This is a genomic window from Halosimplex salinum, assembly GCF_003730195.1.
Classification (GTDB): Archaea; Halobacteriota; Halobacteria; order Halobacteriales; family Haloarculaceae; genus Halosimplex; species Halosimplex salinum.
Window position 1 is genome coordinate 246,634 of record NZ_QWGG01000005.1, and the last position, 16,207, is coordinate 262,840.

The window sequence follows — 16,207 nt, forward strand, 5'->3', positions numbered from 1 at the left end:
CCCCTTGCCCGAAAGGAGTCGTCGTCCGCGGTCGCGAGTCGGCGAGTCACTCGACGCTGATCTCGACCTCGTGGGTGGTCGACTGGCCGGCGTTGTCGGTCGCGGTGAGCGCGACGGAGTACGTCCCGGTCGACCCGTAGCTGTGGGACGCCCACCAGCCCTCGGCGGTCTCGCCGTCGCCGAACTCCCACTCGAGGCCCTCGATCCAGCGGTCCTCGCCGGAGCAGTCGCGGGCCTCGAACTCGACGGACTCGTCGACGGCGACCTCGGTCGCGCTCGGGTCGGCCTTCGCGACCATCTCGGTCACTTCCGTGACCGTCAGGACGACGCCGTGGGTGGTCGACTCGCCGTCGTCGTCGGTCGCGGTGAGCCGCACCTCGTAGCTCCCGGGCTCGTCGTACTGGTGGTCGACCCACCAGCCCTCGTCGGTGGTGCCGTCGCCCAGCTCCCACTCGAGGGATTCGACGGACGCGTCGTCGCCGGAGGCGTCGAGGGCCTCGAACTTGACCCAGTCGCCGGCGGTGGCCTCGGTCCTGTCTGGCTGTTGGCGCGCAATTGGACCCTCGGAGGTCTCGGCGAGCCACTGGCGGATGAAGTCGCCCTCCTCCTCGGGGCCGCCGCGGAGCGTCCACTCGTCGGCGCCGCCCTGCCCGGGGGAGTCGAACATCGTCGGCGCCCAGGAGTCGTCGAAACACCACGCGGCCCAGCCCATCGCCTCGTAGGACTCGGCCCACTCGCGGAACGGCTCGCCCCAGCCGGTGTTGGTCCCGTAGTCGAGGCCGTCGCTGTAGGGGTCCCAGCCAAACTCCGTCACGACGACCGGCACCTCCTCGGCGGGCGCGCCGTACTGGTCGTCGAACTCCGAGGGCGCGCCGTTGTCCGGGTAGATGTGGGCGGCGTACACCAGGTTCTCGCCCTCGAAGGGGTACTCCGGGGCGAACTCCGTCCGCGAGGTCCAGTGGGGCGACCCGATCACGATGGGTGTCTCGGGCGCCGCGTCGCGGACCGCGTCGACCCACGGCTGGGCGGCGTCGCGCCACAGGAGCCAGGCGTCCTCGGGACCCTCGACGTTCTCGCCGTTGTCGCTCCAGAACACCGGGTAGGTCGGTTCGTTGAACAGTTCGTAGCAGACGTGTTCGTCGTCGGCGAACGCCGGCGCGACGCCGTCCCAGAAGGTCCGAACGAGTTCGTCCGGGCCGGTGTCGTAGCCGGCGTCGTCCGAGGCCGCCTCGGTGTAGGGCCGGATGACGTGGTAGTCGATCAGCGCGTAGACGCCCCGCTCGCCGAGCAGGTCGACGACGGGGCGGAGGACGTCCTCGACGAGGCCGTCGACGCCCAGTTGCTCGACGTCCCACTGCGTGACGGGCAGTCGGACGACGTTCGGGTACCAGCCGCGGGCGTCGTCGGTCGCCCACCCGACGACTTCTGTGGGGCTCTTGGGGTGGACCCCCTCCACCTCGTAGAACCCCATCGACGCCGGCGCGACCCCGCGCAGCTCGACGGCCTCGCCGTCGGCGTCCCGGATCCACTTGCCGTCGGTGTGGAGCCGCGACGGCGTCTCGGCGCCCGCGGCCGCGACGGTCCCTGGGACGCCCCCGAGCGCGAGGCCCGCGGCGGCCACTCCGGCCCCCCGCAGGACGCCGCGTCGCGTCGCCGTCCGTGACCCCCGTTCGTCCCGCGTGCTCCTCCGATCGTGACAGTCGTGTTCGCGTGTCATTCCATCTGGTCGTCGAAACGTTACGTCTTAATACCACAGCTAAATGAAACGTCATCCAGGGCTCAGTCGGCGGTTTTCACAGTGTGGAACGGCTAGGGTGACGCATCCGCTACGAGAGGCTGTTCGGGCGGGACCGGCGCGTCACACGTGGCGGGCGGGACGGTGGCGGTCGGACCGCGGAGTCACACCGTGCCGGGGTCGTCGACGGGGAGGAGCCCGGTCGCCATCAGGCGCCGGACGATGGTCACGAGCCCGTTGTCGAAGCCGCGGCCGAACACGGCCTGTTCGTCGGTGGTGCCGTCCCCGGTGTCGTGGGCGGTACTCACGAGTATCGTCGAGCGGTCGACCAGCAGGATGCGCGTGATCTCCGTGTCGTCGTCCGGCATCGACCCGTGGAGCCACTCCAGCCCGGAGACGAACACCTCCGCGTCCGGGAACCGGTCCTGGACGCCCTCGCGGAGCGAGTCGCTGGCCGTCCCGACGACGAGCGTGACGCCGCGACGCTGCGCCTCCTCGAGCGCGTTCAGCAGCGGGTCCGTGGCGACCGAATCGCTCCCGAGGATGAGGACGACCTCCTCCTCGGCCTCGCCGACGAGTTGCTTCGTCCGGCCGTCGACCCCTGGCCGACCGGTCAGCGCCCACACCTCGTGGGTCGCCTCCGGTTCCGTCGCGTCTGTCGCCGGTTCGATCCCCGCCAGCGTCTCCCGGAGCGAGTCGGTCTTCGACTCGTACTCCGTCCGGAGCGTCTCGGCCGCCTCGTCGATCCCCACCGCCCGGAACTGCTGGGGGTTGGCGTGCTGGATCTCCACGAGCCCCTTGGACTCCAGCACGCGAACCGCGTCGTAGACGCGGGTCCGCGGTACCTCGGAGATGTCACTGATCTCCTTGGCCGTCGCCTTCGGCAGCCGCGTGAGCGCCACGAAGGCTTTGGCTTCGTACTCCTTGAGTCCGAGTCCCTGGAGTAGTTCGATCGCTTGATCTCTGTTCGAAATGTTGTCCATAGGGTCCCAACCTCTGCCACCGGTCTCCCGGCGATACTACTGTGTAACCGCTCCAAGTGAAAACAAGTTCCCCTTGCGCGCTCGCGGCCACGGAGCGGACGGGAGCGTGTAAGAATCCCTCGAGCGCCGGTAAATGGCCTGTATCGGGTTCTATACTGTTTTCCCCGATTCGAACCCCGTCCGGTGCGGCCGACCACGGGGGTAGTAGCCAGGAACCACCGAGTCACGTACTTAACTCAGATAATCACAACACCAATATATGGCTGTGTTCCGAACGGGTATCTGGCACGCGGTGACCAGTAGGGTCCCAACCACGCTGTGGCCGCGTGCCCAACTACCCCGCGGGGTAGTTTCTGCGGAAGGCAGGCACGTATCCGATGACACACGACGGCACAGAGTCGCCCCGGTCGGTGGCGATCGAACAGCTGACGGAGTTCGGTTTGAGTACGTACGCCGCGCGGACGTTCGTGGCGCTCGTGAGTCTCGGTGGTGGCACGGCACAGGAAGTGAGCGACGTGGCCGACGTGCCCAGGACCCGCGTGTACGACGCGGTCGCGGAGTTACAGGAGCGCGGACTGGTCGACGAGCGCCAGTCGACGCCCAAACAGTTCTGGCCGGTGTCCGGGGAGACGGGCGGGCGCCACTTCGAGCGGTACTACCGTCACCGCGTCGCCCGACTGACCGACGCGCTCGCCGACCTCGAATCACCCTCGCGAGCCGACAAGCAACGCGGGGTCTGGACGGTCACCGGCCGAGAGACGGTGACCGACCGGCTCCTCGAGTTCGTCGATGGCGCCAGCGACGAGGTCGTCCTGATGACCGTCGAAGACCTGCTCACAGACGAACTGGTCGACCGGCTGGCCGCCGCGAGCGACCGCGGCGTCTCGATCAAACTCGCCGGCATCTCCGACTCGGTCGCGGACGGCCTCCGCGAGCGACTGCCCGACGCCGAACTGTTCGAGTCCATCTGGGTCTGGTCGGAGACCCCCGCCGGGCGCCTCCTCATGGTCGACCAGGACAAGACGCTCGTGAGCGTCCTCGTCGAGAACGGCGACCAGCAGGCCCGCGACGAGACGGCGATCTGGGGCTCCGGGGAGGCCAACAGCCTCGTCGTCGTCCTGCGCGCGATGTTCACCTGGCAACTCGACGGCACGCGGGCGTGACCGGCGGGACCCCGGATCGGTGATCCGGGACCTGTCACCCTGATGTTCACACAACTCGTATATGCCGCAGGAGTGTTACTCACATTCGTACCCGAACGGAGACCAGCGTCGGGCGATCGAACGAAGTGAGATCGGAGTCGCTGGTGACAGTCGGGATTCCTATGTCAGAGACAACCAATTCAATCGGCGACCTCGCTACAGACGACGAGTTCCGCGTCCGATACGAGTCGGACGACACGACCGAGACGAGTATGGCCGTCGTCGAGGCGGTCGCCGCCGCGACGGAGACCGAACCGACCGAGATGCCGCCACTTGCTCGAAGCGTCGACCCCGACGCCCTGGACACGCTGTTCGCGTCCGCGGACGGACCGATCGATCTCTCCTTCCGGTACGGCGGCGTCACGGTCACGCTCGAATGCGGCGGCGTGATCGTCGTCGAGTCTGGGCCCGGTCCGGTGTAGTCGGTTCTCGCGGCCGTTCCACGCGCAGTCCCTTCAGGCCGCTCGTCTGTAGCTCGCGACGACGAGCCCGGTCAGGACAGTCAGGACGAACAGCGACCGAACCCGTGCCGCGTCACGGTCCCGTTGGCGACAGGAACCGTCGGATCAGCAGGTACGAGTACCCCACCGTTCCGATCAGCGCGAGAACGGGGCCGTAGAAGCGAAACGAGGAGACGTCCCCGACGACGCCGAGTGCGTGGACCGCGGTTCCGGTCCCGAGGAGGGCTATCGTACTCGCCGCGGTTCGACCGGTCGCTCCCGGGAACTGTCCGTTCGAGACGGGAAAGAACTGGTAGGCGTATCCGATAATCGTCAGTAACAGGAATCCGTCGAGTGCGACGATGACGTGCGCAGCGAGGTCGGGGTTGCCACCGATCCCGGTCACGCTCGCGAGGGCGACACCGACGGAGAGGACCCCAGCGGCCGCTCCGAGCCCGATGCCGTAGAGTCCGACGCGGTGGCGGTCGGTTCGGTACGCGACGACGGCGACGAGGGAGGCGTACCCCGCCATCGCGACGAACTCCAGCCCCGCGCCGATACCGAACCACGGCGGTCGGTAGAAGTTGAGCGCCAGGACGCCCGGAGCGACGCTCCCGCAGGACAGGACGAGCCACGACAGCGATATCGGCGGGGTAACGCGGAAGAACCCGGTCAAAAGCCTGATCCCGAGTGCGAAGATCAACAGCGCGACGAACCCGGTCGCGTAGAAGTGGACGACCATCGGACCGGTGGAACCCAGCGGATCGGGGACCCCGTCTACCGTCGAGAGGAGGGCGACCGTCCCGACGACGAGATAGCCCAGAGCGACCGGAATCGCCAGCGTCGCGAGTTCCGACGGCCGTCGAGGCGGGACTCCGGGTAGCCGCTTCGTCGCTGGGTTCGCCAGTATCGCGGGGAGGGTCGTCTGGAGCAGCGTTCCGACGAAGATCGTCACCCCCGCGCTCCAGAGGAACACGCCGCCCACAGCGACGGACGGTCCGAGTCCGAGGAGCTCGTCCCCGACGAGCAGGCCGGTTCCCGCGTAGGTAGCTGCGAAGTGGACTCCGGGGAGCCGCTGCGTCGAGAGCGTCCGGCCGACGTAGGACGGGAGCAGGAGATACGCCATCCCGAACACCATCGGGAGGACCGCCCCGAACAGCCCCACGAGAGCCACGACTCGGAACGACGCGTCGAACAGGTACGCGAGCTGGAGTCCGACCATGGAGAGCGCGCTCCCGACCGAGAAGCTCCGTGTCCACCGGCCGACCCCTCCTGATGCGGCCATCTGTACGGGAGAACGCTCTCTCAGTCCCTTGGAGGCTCCGATGTGTCGTCTCCGCCGTCCACGGGAACCGCGGCCACCCGTCGGAACACCGTCTCGAGGAACCGGACCGCGACCACTTCAACCCGGGCCGAACACGTTCACACCAACATACTTTTAGGACGGCCTAAAACATGGCGAGTGAACTAATTCGGGTCGGCTCGGTCGGACGCGGGACCGAGCAGCCGATCCACAGCTCCACCCATGCCCTACGCAAACCTCACGATCACGGTTCCCGACTCGGTCTGGATCAGCGAAGTGTCCCGGACGTATCCCGACGCGCGGTTTCGCGTCCTCGCGGCCACGGCGAACACGGCGACCGGCGTCGCCCGGATCGAGATACTCGGGACGACTCCGACGAGATCTGCGAGACGATCCGGGGGTACGACTCTGTCACCGGCCTGACGGTCTTCGAGAGCGGAGCCGCGCTGAGCCGGGTGCAGGTGGAGACGACCGTTCCGCTCCTGCTGACCTCGTTACAGGACTCGGGCGTCCCCCTCGAGATGCCCTTCGAGGTCCGGGACGGCGAGATGTCGCTCGAAGTCACGGTCCCGCAGGAGACGCTCTCGGGGCTCGCCGAGACGCTCGACGAGTTCGGTATCCAGTACACCGTCGAACGGATCCAGCAGGAGGTGGCGTCGGACCCGCTCCTGACCGAGCGCCAGCGGCGGATCCTCGACGAGGCGATCGACCGCGGCTACTACGACACGCCGCGCCGGATCACGCTGGTCGACCTCGCCGAGGAACTGGACATCGCGAAGTCGACCTGTAGCGAGACCCTCCACCGCGCGGAGGAGCGAGTGGTGAAAGACTACCGGTCCGACGAACGCGACCTCCCGCCGGAGATCGCGGCGACGTCTGACTGACGCGGACGACCGCAGGTCCCGCTCCCGGCTCACGGTCTCCGGCGAGGGGTACCGACAGTGTCCGGCCCGCAGACCTGTCGGCTACACGAACGTTTTTAGGGGAGGGCGAACCACGCGGAGGTAATGGTCGAGGCGTTCGCGGTCGCCAGCGGCAAAGGGGGGACCGGCAAGACCACGAGCACGCTCGCGCTGGGGATGGCGCTGGCCGAGGAGTACGACGTGACCGTCGTCGACGCCGACATGGGGATGGCGAACCTGCTCTTTCACGCCGGCCTCGCGGACGTCGAGACGACGCTCCACGACGTGCTCGTCGAGGGGGGCGCGCCCGTCGACGACGCCGTCTACGAGCGCCACGGACTCCGGGTCGTCCCCTGCGGGACGAACCTCGCGGACTTCGAGGCGGCCGACCCGCGCCGGTTGCGTGACGTGGTCGCGGCGCTCGCCGCCGACACCGACGTCATCCTGCTCGACTCCGCGGCCACCCTGTCGAGTCGCGCCGCCGTCCTCCCGGTGGTGCTCGCCGACCGCGTCGTGGTCGTGCTCGAACCCACCATCCCCGCGCTCTCGGACGGGCTGAAAGTCCAGGAGTACGCGAGTTCGTACGGGACCGACACGGCCGGAATCCTGTTCAACAAGGTGCGGGACGCGGACGCCATCGAGCGCATCGCGCCCAAGGCCGAGCGCTACTTCGAGGGGCCGACGCTCACGACGGTGCCGGCCAGCGAGCGGGTGCGGGCGGCCCGTCGCAACGGACGCCCGCTGCTCGCGCACGCGCCCGAGTCCGACGCCGCTCGCGCCTACCGGGAGGCCGCCGCGTCGCTGACGGTCAGGGACGGGGACTCCGAGGCCGTCGCCGACCGCTTCCGCAGCGCGGTCGTCCCCGAATCGCCATGAAGCTCCCCGAAGGCCGGCTCCTGCGCTCGCGGGTCGTCAGCGACCCGCGGACCGTCCTCGTCGACGCGCTCGACCGCGAGCTCACCGGCTACGCCGTGTTCGAACCGCAGGACGCCCTCCTGCTCGGCGCCGACGGTCGCGGCGTCGTCACCTTCCGCGCCGGCGTCCCGGTCGTCGCCTACCACACCGGGAGCGAACGAGCCGGTCCGCCGGCGCTCGCCGACCTCGCTGCCGAAGGCCCGTACAGACTGCGGCTGTTCGCCCTCGCTCCCGCCGACCTCACCGCGGTCCACGACGAGGACGAGTTTCGCGTCCCACCGGGGATGCCGGCGGAGCGACTCGCCGGCGACCAGGCACTCGCCGAGCGGACGCGGGAGGCGGCGCCCGCCGAGCGGTTGGCCGTGGTGTCGAACGGCGGTGCGGAGCACGCTGAGCCGGTAGTGGGTGAGGACGGCGACGACCGGCAACCGGGTGCGGTCGAGGCGTTCCTCGACGACGCCGAGAAGATAGAGGCGATCCGCGAACAGGCCCGCGACGAGGCCCAGCAACGGGCCGACGAGTGGGGCTTCGACGACGTGGGGTGACTCCTCCTGACCGAGACCCGGTCCGACGGCGCTCGAACGCGCCTCGTCAGCGCCTCACACGGACCTTTGGACGGTTTTGCCACAAGCGCTTTTCACCGCTCCGGTCACGTCACGGACGGAGATTCACGATGAAACGAACCGTCGCGATACTGGCGATGCTGGTCGTATCGGCGATCGCGCCCGTCACGGCACTGGCCGGGACGGCCGATCGACAGGCCTACGCGGGGAATCACGTCGCCTTCGACACGCAGAGTACCGCCGTCGTCGACTACCGGGTCGACGGGGAACAGACGGTCGACTCGGTCCGCGTCCAGTCCCAGTCCGAGGCCGAGTCGGCGGTCGGTCTGGACGGGTCGGCCGGCCTCGACGCCGTGGCCGGCATGGTCGGCGCGGCCGTCTCGCTCGACGCCGAGACCGACGCGAGCGCGTCGCTGACGACCGACAGCGGTGCGAGCGTCGAGGCCCACGACAACGGCCACGGCTCGCTGGTCGTCGCGGCCGACGAGTCCGCGCAGTACGTCGCGCTGAACGTCAGCGACGACGACGCCGAGCGCGTCGACGACGGCCGCGTCGTCTTCGAGACCGAGGGCGACGCGACGGCGACCGCGATGGTCGTCGGCGAGGGGAACGTCTCCGTGACCGACGACGGCAACCTGACCGCCGCGGTCGCGGAAGACAGTCGCCTCGTGGTCCGAAGCTACACGGACGGCCGCACGGACGACGACGAGCGCGAAGAGCGGCTGATCGCTAACGAGACCGCCGCCGCCAGCGTCTACGTGATGAGCCAGGGCGAACAGCGAGTCACCGACGTCGTCACGTACGGGCAGGACACCGCGGTCGAGGTCGAAGAGCGCGCGGCGGGGCGCGTCGACATGACGGTCGAGCGGTCTGCTCACGAGGGGCGCGTGGTCCTCACGCACGTCTCCGACGAGACCTTCGAGTCCGCGAGCGACGTCCAGGTGGCAGTGGACGGCGAGGCCGCGGCCAGCGCCTCGTCGTACGCTGAACTGCGCCGTGCCACCGAGGGCGGTGACACCTCGAAGTACATGGTCCGGCAGTCCAGCGAGGCATCGGCCGACGCGACCGTCCTCGTCGGTGTGAACCACTTCTCGACGCGAGCGGTGACGCTGACCGACTCGTCGGCGGACGACAGCGGGACGGACGCGTCGGACGGGACCGATTCGTCCGCGACCGACTCGCCCGACGGTACCGACAGCGACTCGTCGGACAGCAGCGACGACGGTGACGCGTCCGACGGCGACGCGGCCGACGACGAGTCCGCTACCGTCGCGACCACGTCGGGTGATGGCGCCGGCTTCGGCGCCGTGGTCGCCCTGCTCGCATTGGCAGCCCTGATGGGTGTCGCCGTCGTCCGGCGACACTGAGGATGCAGTCGCGTTGCAGGGCCGTTCGAGATGGCGACCGGCGATGGATCTGGTGATGTGTCTCGATTGCGGTGCGTTCACGGCCGCCGTTCCCGGTGAGGTTCGCCGGCCGGTCGCCGACGAGTGCCCGAGTTGCGGGGGCGTGCGGTTCAGAGACACGGATTCCGGCCGAGACGTCCGCGCCGACTAGGTCGTCCCACGAGACTTATTACGGACTGGGGGGACTACGGCGGTAACCGGTGTTCCACCATGGACGATAGCCGGGCCGTTCGCACCCTCGCGGCGACTGCGGTACTGGCCGTCGTAGCCGCGAGTCTGCTCGGTGCCGGCGGGTTCGGTTTCGCCGGTTTCGCGTCGGCCGACGCCGACGACGCGACCGACTCGTCCCCGCTCGCCGGGACGGTCGTTCCGACGGCCGGGACCGATACCCTCGGAACGCTGAGTGAGAACACCACGGCGACGGCGACGCCGACACCCACGCCGACCGCCACCCCCTCCTCGCCGACGAACTCGACGCCCACACCGACACCCGACGGCGCGCTCTCGGACGTGACGAACACGACCGAGAACACCACCGATTCCGTCACGAACACGACCGAGAATACGACTGACTCGACGACGGACACGACCGATTCCGTCACGAACACCACCGAGAACGCGACCGACTCGGTGACAGAGACGACGGACGACACCACGGAGTCACTGACCAACGCGACCGAGGAGACGCTCCAGAACACCACCGACACCGTCACGAATACGACCGACGGTGTCACGAATACGACCGAGAACGTCACGTCACCGATCGCCAGCGAGACCGACGAGCTTCTCGAGACGAACCTGACAGCGACCGTCTCACTGGACTCGAACGCGACGGCCGGAACGAACGCGACGGCCGACGCCAACGCGTCGCTCGCCCTCCAGAGCGAGCCATCGACGGCCGAGCCGACTACCGTTGCTCCGACCTCGAGTCCGTCACCGGGGGCCGATAGCAGTGACCAGGATCACGAACGCTCGACGACTGCGACAGCTTCGGGAGCGCTGGCTCCCGGCGACGGCGAGGCCGGAGACACAGGCACCGCGCCGCCTCGCTCGCCGGGCGGAGCGGCCATCGGTGGCGCGCTCGTCGTCGCCGGCGTCGCCGCCGCCGGGGCGTCGAAACACGTCGCGGCGAACACGGCTGCTACCCAGAGCGGGCAACTCGGGTGGATCGCTCGAGGACTGCACCTGAAAGCCCGCGCGGCCGTCGACGCCGCGGGGAGACAGGTGGCGCGCCTCCCGCGGATCGTCTTCCCACCGGGGTACAGTCGGCACGACGACTCCGACCCGCTCGAACACGAGACGCGGCGGTCGCTGTTCGAGACGGTCGAGCGTTCGCCGGGGGTCAACCTCTCGACGCTGGCCGACGACAGCGACGGCTCGCTGTCGACCGTGCGCCACCACCTCCGCATCCTCGAAGAGGAGCACCTGCTGGTCAGCGAGCGCATCCGCGGTCAGCGCCGGTACTTCCCCAGCAACGAGTCCGACCCGGCGCTGGTCGCGGCGCTCGACGACACCGCGACGGAGCCTATCCTCCGGACGCTCGCACAGCACGGGCCGTCCTCCGTGAGCGAACTCGCCGACGCGCTCGGCCGCGACGCGAGCACCGTCTCTCACCACCTCTCGCGGCTGGAAGACGACGGGCTGATCGAGCGCGAGCGCGACGGTCGGTCCGTCCAGAACAGTCTCTCGCCGGTCGCCGAACGAGTACTCTCGCGACCGGAGGGAGTGAGCGGTCCGCGGCGGTCGGTCGCGACGGAGTGACCTACTCCTCCAGTCGAACCGGGATCCACCACACGCGACTGCGGCCGCCGACCTTCTTGCTCGTCACGTCCGTCTCGTCCTGCAGGTCGTGGAGTCGGTTGAGCGCGGTGCGCCGGGAACACTCGAGCACCTCGGCGACCTCGGTTGCGGTCAGCGGCTCCGCGTAGTCCTCGCGCTCGCGGAACACCTCGATCACGTCCGATTCGGTGTACTGGGTCTCGCGACCGGGGTCGACCATACCGACTGTTGGGCCGTGACACACTTAGCCGTTCCTTCGAGGGAATGGATCCGTCCGGATCAGCCTTTGGTGGGCCGCGAGGAGGCCGACGCTGTCCTTCCTGACACTGAACGGGAGGATTCACACTGAGCCGCGCCGACGGCCCGGATGTGCCAGCCCAACTGGACCCCGACTTCCCGCTGTTTCTCGGCGGTATGCTCGCCGGGATCTGTCTGTTCGTCGCCGCGCTGGTCTACGTCGTCGCCCTCCCCGGTTCGCCCGCGCTCGTGCTCTCGTACGCCTTCGGCGCGCTCGGTGCCGTGTTTCTGGGTGTCGGCGTGCTGGCCGCGGTGGGGCTGTGGGCGTATCGGCGGGACTGAATCACTCCACGGCCCGCAGGACGGTCGTGATCTGCGTCTCCTCACCCTCGGTGGTCACGTCGAGGTCGTAGCCGACGGCGAGGACGAGCGTGCGGTCGTCCCGTTCCTGGACGACGACACCGCGGTCGGCCTCGCAGGGACCGAACTGGCGGCCCGAGCCACCGGGGCACTCGGCGCTCGCCCAGCGCTGGGCGACGGTCTGGTTGAACGCGGCCGTCACGGCGACGCCCGATTCGACGCGGGAGCGGTGAATGTGATATATTAATTACCATTCTTCTACGCCCGCGTGAGGGTTGCTGGAGTACCAAAACTCTAGAACCAAGTTACAATATGAAGGAAGATATTATCTGATGAATTATAATATTGTAGCTATCGAAAATTGACGTGGCTGGGTTGTCTCCGACCCATAATTGCTTTCACATTTTCGGGAATACGAAACGGCTTGATTCAGTGGCACAGCTCAGACGAGACAATTTCATTCGATTGGAAATTAGTATAACCAATTCAATAAGTTGTCGCGAAGTGCGTTGGTCCTCGGGGGGTATCTATACACTCAGAGTTGCCTTTCTCAGAACTAAATTGATCCCGACTTACGGTGTCCAAAGCCCCCGTTAAACGGCGTTTTTGTAATTACACCCCATTCAGAATCGGTTTTACGGAAGGTACAGCCTGCGCGCCACACCGCTATAATAGTGAATAGAAGGGGTCGAGCGTGGCTAGACTGGGGTGTTTGAACGCTGTCGCGAACGGACGTAGAAGCGCCGAAGCGGGCGATATCGCCGTAGAAAAGCCGTCTCGGCGGAACCTGATGAAATCCCGGCGGGCCGAAAACATGTCAACCCTGTCGTTCGAGGCACACCCGAAATCGGAAAAGGGTAGCAATAGCGGGCCTCTACTGCCAACCTTGCAACTGCTCGGCTCCCGTAGGTGTGCGACACGACGGACAGGACGCGCTCGCTCACGACTGGGATTTCACGGGTCTGAGCCCGCTCTGATTCCCCACGCGGCGCGCGCCGCTCGTCGACGACCCATCTAGGCACGATCTCGATTTCAACGCACCATTATAGCGGGGAATCGCCTCCCCTGTATCGCCGAAACGATGGCGGAAGACCACGGTCTTCTGTCCAGATCGCCATATATCTGGCCCTGCACAGTCGAGTGATCAGCAGACGCGTTTCAACCCTGACTGTCTCCGTCGAACGGTCCCTTCAGCACCCGGTAGAGTGACTTCAAACACACTCTAGAAAATATGATAAATTGAATCAGATCGGCACCGGTCGAAGTCCGACTCGACCTACTCGAATCGTCCCACACACCGACTCGAAAAATCATACAATATCTGACTAACTAACGCTGACTCGCTGATCACGGTCCAGAATCGGTAACCGACTTCGAGAATCATACGAATTCTAACAGTAGCTGTTCGGCCTCGTACGAGGGTCGGATCTGGATACTCATGTGACTCCCAGATCGACCATGGACGCCGATCTACTCAGATTTCATATGGATTTGAATCGGCCGATCAACTGGTCCGGTTTGGGGCCTCTCGATGGCCCTGTCTGTGAGGGTCCAAACCGAGGTCGGCCCGGCGACGACTAGCCGAACTCCCTCGCGCTGTAGCACCGTGCCCATCGTCCAGCGTCGCCCCTCGTGGAACGATCCCTCGGCTACGCTCACTGACCGAACGCTCGCTCGCCCGCTGGTTTTTCTCGGGGCACGAGGGGTGCCCCCGATGCAGCACAACAGCACGGGACGCGACGGAGACGGCGCGTCCACGACGGGTGGTACAGGCACGATCGAACTCGCAGCCGGTGGCTTCAGGCCGGACACGGAACTCATCACAGCGAGCGGGCCGACGCGCATCTCGGAGCTCTCGGCTGGCGACCGCGTCTACGCCTTCGACCTGACGACGCACCTGATCAAACTAAAGCGGGTCACCAGTGTCCAGCAGGTCACCTACGACGGTGACCTCGTCGCACTCGAAACGAATCGCTGCAATCTGCACGTCCATCCAGAGCACCGGATAGTCTGTCGAACGATCGGCCAGGACGAACTGAGAATTCGGCCGGCCGAGGCACTCGAAGACTACGAGAACTACAAGCTCGCGAACGACTGGCGGACGCTTCCAGGCGAGCGTCTCGAGGAAGTCGATATCACCGACTTCGTCGACGACTACGAGATGTGCGCGGAAACCGACGTCCACGGACACACCGTGCGAGCGCGACTGCCGGAGGGGTGTGAACCAGTCCGGCGGAACGGCCACGTCGGCTACTGCTTCGACCCGGAGACGTTCGAAGCCCATCAGGAGGCGATCGAGTCGATCGCTGCCGAGGTATTCATCCACGCCGGTCCGAACCACCATCGTCGCCCGTACCGCTTCGACGGTGACGACTTCGTCGAGTTTCTCGGCTGGTTCGTCACCGAAGGGAGTACCACCTGGCCGACCAGCAGCGACACGATACAGATACAGATCGCACAACAAGACGAGGAACATCGGCCGGCGATACGGGACCTGTTCGACCGGATGGGGTTCGCAGGGCACACGGATTCGAAATCGTTCAGCTTCTCATCGAAGGTCTTCGGACGGCTCCTCGAATCGCTGTGTGGGACGGGGAGCCACGAGAAACACCTCCCGGCGTTCGTCTGGGACCTCAGTACGAACCAACAGGAGCTCCTGTACGAAACGCTGCTGGCGGGCGATGGATCGGAGTGCGGTACCTACTACACCGCGAGTGACAGGCTCGCCGCGCAGTTGTGTCGACTCCTCGTCGAACTCGGACTGAAACCGAAGTGGACGAATCGGCGCGGGACCTGGCGTGTGTGCGGGCGGGACGTCAACGACGGGTTCATGTCCTCTCAGAATGTTCGCCGCGTGGACTCTTCGGGGACACTCTATCGACTTACGATGAAGGATTATTCGTCGGTACTGGCCGGTCGGACCGGAATCTTCCAGTGGGTCGGAGTGAGTCGAGTTTCGTAGGTGGTGTTGCTATAGCTCGGGCACTGGCCAGTTATGGAAGCCAACAGCGATCGTTCGGTTTCGACTATCTTACTTTCGTACTTCGTAGATCAATAATATTCGTTCAGTACGTGTGCGTCTTCAGCGCGATGTCTGGTGGAAGGAAAGAGACTGGTGAGCAAACGACAGAACAGCCAGTTACTCAGCCTCGGCATCGATCACTGGTTCTTCGCTTTCGGTAGTCTCGTTCGAATGCGCCGCCTGGTAGGCGTTTTTATACCGCTGGATTTTTCGGTAGAGCAGGTAGCCAAAGCCCCCTACATACAGTACAACATAGACGAAGAAAGCGGTAAGTTGGGGGAGGCCCGTCACGGCCTGGATCAACCCGCTCCCGATTCCGACTGTGGTGTTGTAGGTTGCGTGGATTACCGCCGCGATGATGAGCCCTTTTACGATGATTGGACCACGGTTCTCAGAATTAAACTTCGCTAACCCGAGGTAATAGCCCGCGAACGCCGAGTAGATGACGTGCCCGGGCCCGGCTAACGCGCGGGTGGCAGTGATATCACCGCCGATACCGATCAGGTCCAAGCCGAGAGACAGACCGCCGACTTCTCCGACTGCTCCACTGATATAGATGGCATTTTCGATAGTAGCGAATCCGAGTCCGGCGACAGCACCGTACACTGCACCGTCGATAACTGCGGCGAACCGAGCGTCGTTATACGCATAGAGCCGTACAGCAAGCAGTTTCACTGACTCCTCTATGGGGCCCACGATGAGGTAGAAAAACAGAACCATCCCGATACCACCGAGCGTCGTGAAAACCGGCTGAAACAAGCTATTGACAACGGCAGCAAACCCTGCGATGAGCACGCCAAGTATGAAGGTAGCCGCGAGCAGCGATAGCGGCTCGCTGGTCGTTACATCGCTGTACCAGACATACCCCGCCAATGCCAGCGCAGGGAGGGCAGAGAGGATCGCTAGCACGCCGATTAAGGGCTCCCTCAGAATACTGAGTCCGCCGACGGCGAGGAAAATTAATAGTGCGAGCAGGACCAAGAGAATCTGGCCGGTACGAACCGCCAACCAGTAGACCGCGACCGAGGCGCTATCAAGGAGGGACCGCTGTTCCCACGATGAGATCCCGTAGAGATCCCGCTCACCGTCCGCCGCCTCGACAGGATCCGTCTCTTTTTCTATGTCTTGCATACCGTTTCTATCAGAGAGTAGTTCGCTTCTTCAGCACAGAACAGAAGGAACCTATCAATCAACGCTTGACAGACCACTAGTTAGGTATAAGTTCTGGATGGTTCTTAAACCACAGTTTGTCTCAGTTAATCAATTGTGAGGCCTGGAGTGACAGAACGACGTTGTCGTGCTGACTACACGCTCTGTACTGAGCAGATCCGACCCTGTGGTAGAATCGGACACGACTTTC

Annotated in this window: 15 protein-coding genes; 9 read left to right on the top strand and 6 right to left on the bottom strand. The window is 65.7% G+C overall.

The window, feature by feature from the left end; genetic code table 11:
- Positions 1 to 46: 46 nt before the first annotated feature.
- Positions 47 to 1,717 carry a PKD domain-containing protein gene (locus D1409_RS15225; protein WP_123537844.1) on the bottom strand — a complete coding sequence of 557 codons (1,671 nt, stop codon included), beginning with the start codon at positions 1,715 to 1,717 and terminating at the stop codon, positions 47 to 49.
- A 182-nt stretch (positions 1,718 to 1,899) separates the two neighbouring features.
- Positions 1,900 to 2,718 carry a TrmB family transcriptional regulator gene (locus D1409_RS15230; protein WP_123537845.1) on the bottom strand — a complete coding sequence of 273 codons (819 nt, stop codon included), beginning with the start codon at positions 2,716 to 2,718 and terminating at the stop codon, positions 1,900 to 1,902.
- Between the two features lie 377 nt (positions 2,719 to 3,095).
- Here D1409_RS15230 and D1409_RS15235 point away from each other — a divergent pair, with 377 nt between their 5' ends.
- The gene (locus tag D1409_RS15235; RefSeq protein ID WP_123537846.1) at positions 3,096 to 3,881 is read left to right on the top strand and encodes a TrmB family transcriptional regulator; all 786 of its coding nucleotides are present in this window, start codon (positions 3,096 to 3,098) and stop codon (positions 3,879 to 3,881) included.
- Between the two features lie 161 nt (positions 3,882 to 4,042).
- The gene (locus D1409_RS15240; RefSeq protein WP_123537847.1) at positions 4,043 to 4,342 is read left to right on the top strand and encodes a HalOD1 output domain-containing protein; all 300 of its coding nucleotides are present in this window, start codon (positions 4,043 to 4,045) and stop codon (positions 4,340 to 4,342) included.
- 112 nt (positions 4,343 to 4,454) lie between these two features.
- Here the strand turns inward: D1409_RS15240 and D1409_RS15245 are convergent, their stop codons facing one another.
- A complete protein-coding gene (locus D1409_RS15245; RefSeq protein WP_164471712.1) occupies positions 4,455 to 5,645 on the bottom strand; it encodes a hypothetical protein in 1,191 nt (396 codons plus the stop codon).
- 473 nt (positions 5,646 to 6,118) lie between these two features.
- Between D1409_RS15245 and D1409_RS25430 the strand changes: the two genes are divergently transcribed.
- From D1409_RS25430 to D1409_RS15270, 5 genes are all read left to right on the top strand, one after another.
- Complete coding sequence (locus D1409_RS25430; RefSeq protein WP_235853579.1) at positions 6,119 to 6,547, top strand: helix-turn-helix domain-containing protein; 429 nt, start codon at positions 6,119 to 6,121, stop codon at positions 6,545 to 6,547.
- Positions 6,548 to 6,670: 123 nt separating this feature from the next.
- On the top strand, positions 6,671 to 7,441 hold the full coding sequence (locus D1409_RS15255; RefSeq protein ID WP_123537849.1) for a nucleotide-binding protein: 771 nt from the start codon (positions 6,671 to 6,673) through the stop codon (positions 7,439 to 7,441).
- A complete protein-coding gene (locus tag D1409_RS15260; protein WP_123537850.1) occupies positions 7,438 to 8,025 on the top strand; it encodes a hypothetical protein in 588 nt (195 codons plus the stop codon). The genes D1409_RS15255 and D1409_RS15260 overlap by 4 nt, the downstream gene beginning before the upstream one ends.
- Before the next feature lie 128 nt (positions 8,026 to 8,153).
- The gene (locus tag D1409_RS15265; RefSeq protein WP_123537851.1) at positions 8,154 to 9,410 is read left to right on the top strand and encodes a hypothetical protein; all 1,257 of its coding nucleotides are present in this window, start codon (positions 8,154 to 8,156) and stop codon (positions 9,408 to 9,410) included.
- Positions 9,411 to 9,659: 249 nt separating this feature from the next.
- The gene (locus D1409_RS15270; RefSeq protein WP_123537852.1) at positions 9,660 to 11,210 is read left to right on the top strand and encodes a winged helix-turn-helix transcriptional regulator; all 1,551 of its coding nucleotides are present in this window, start codon (positions 9,660 to 9,662) and stop codon (positions 11,208 to 11,210) included.
- 1 nt (position 11,211) lies between these two features.
- Here D1409_RS15270 and D1409_RS15275 read toward each other — a convergent pair whose 3' ends face one another.
- Complete coding sequence (locus D1409_RS15275; RefSeq protein WP_123537853.1) at positions 11,212 to 11,448, bottom strand: SgrR family transcriptional regulator; 237 nt, start codon at positions 11,446 to 11,448, stop codon at positions 11,212 to 11,214.
- A 149-nt stretch (positions 11,449 to 11,597) separates the two neighbouring features.
- Here D1409_RS15275 and D1409_RS24625 point away from each other — a divergent pair, with 149 nt between their 5' ends.
- Complete coding sequence (locus D1409_RS24625; RefSeq protein ID WP_164471713.1) at positions 11,598 to 11,807, top strand: hypothetical protein; 210 nt, start codon at positions 11,598 to 11,600, stop codon at positions 11,805 to 11,807.
- A 1-nt stretch (position 11,808) separates the two neighbouring features.
- On the opposite strand, the gene D1409_RS15280 is transcribed toward D1409_RS24625, so the two are convergent.
- The gene (locus D1409_RS15280; RefSeq protein ID WP_449404904.1) at positions 11,809 to 12,069 is read right to left on the bottom strand and encodes a DUF7261 family protein; all 261 of its coding nucleotides are present in this window, start codon (positions 12,067 to 12,069) and stop codon (positions 11,809 to 11,811) included.
- Positions 12,070 to 13,539: 1,470 nt separating this feature from the next.
- On the opposite strand from D1409_RS15280, the gene D1409_RS15285 reads away from it, so the two are divergent.
- Complete coding sequence (locus D1409_RS15285) at positions 13,540 to 14,787, top strand: Hint domain-containing protein (protein WP_123537855.1); 1,248 nt, start codon at positions 13,540 to 13,542, stop codon at positions 14,785 to 14,787.
- 177 nt (positions 14,788 to 14,964) lie between these two features.
- On the opposite strand, the gene D1409_RS15290 is transcribed toward D1409_RS15285, so the two are convergent.
- A complete protein-coding gene (locus D1409_RS15290; protein ID WP_123537878.1) occupies positions 14,965 to 15,969 on the bottom strand; it encodes a PrsW family intramembrane metalloprotease in 1,005 nt (334 codons plus the stop codon).
- Between the last annotated feature and the right edge of the window lie 238 nt (positions 15,970 to 16,207).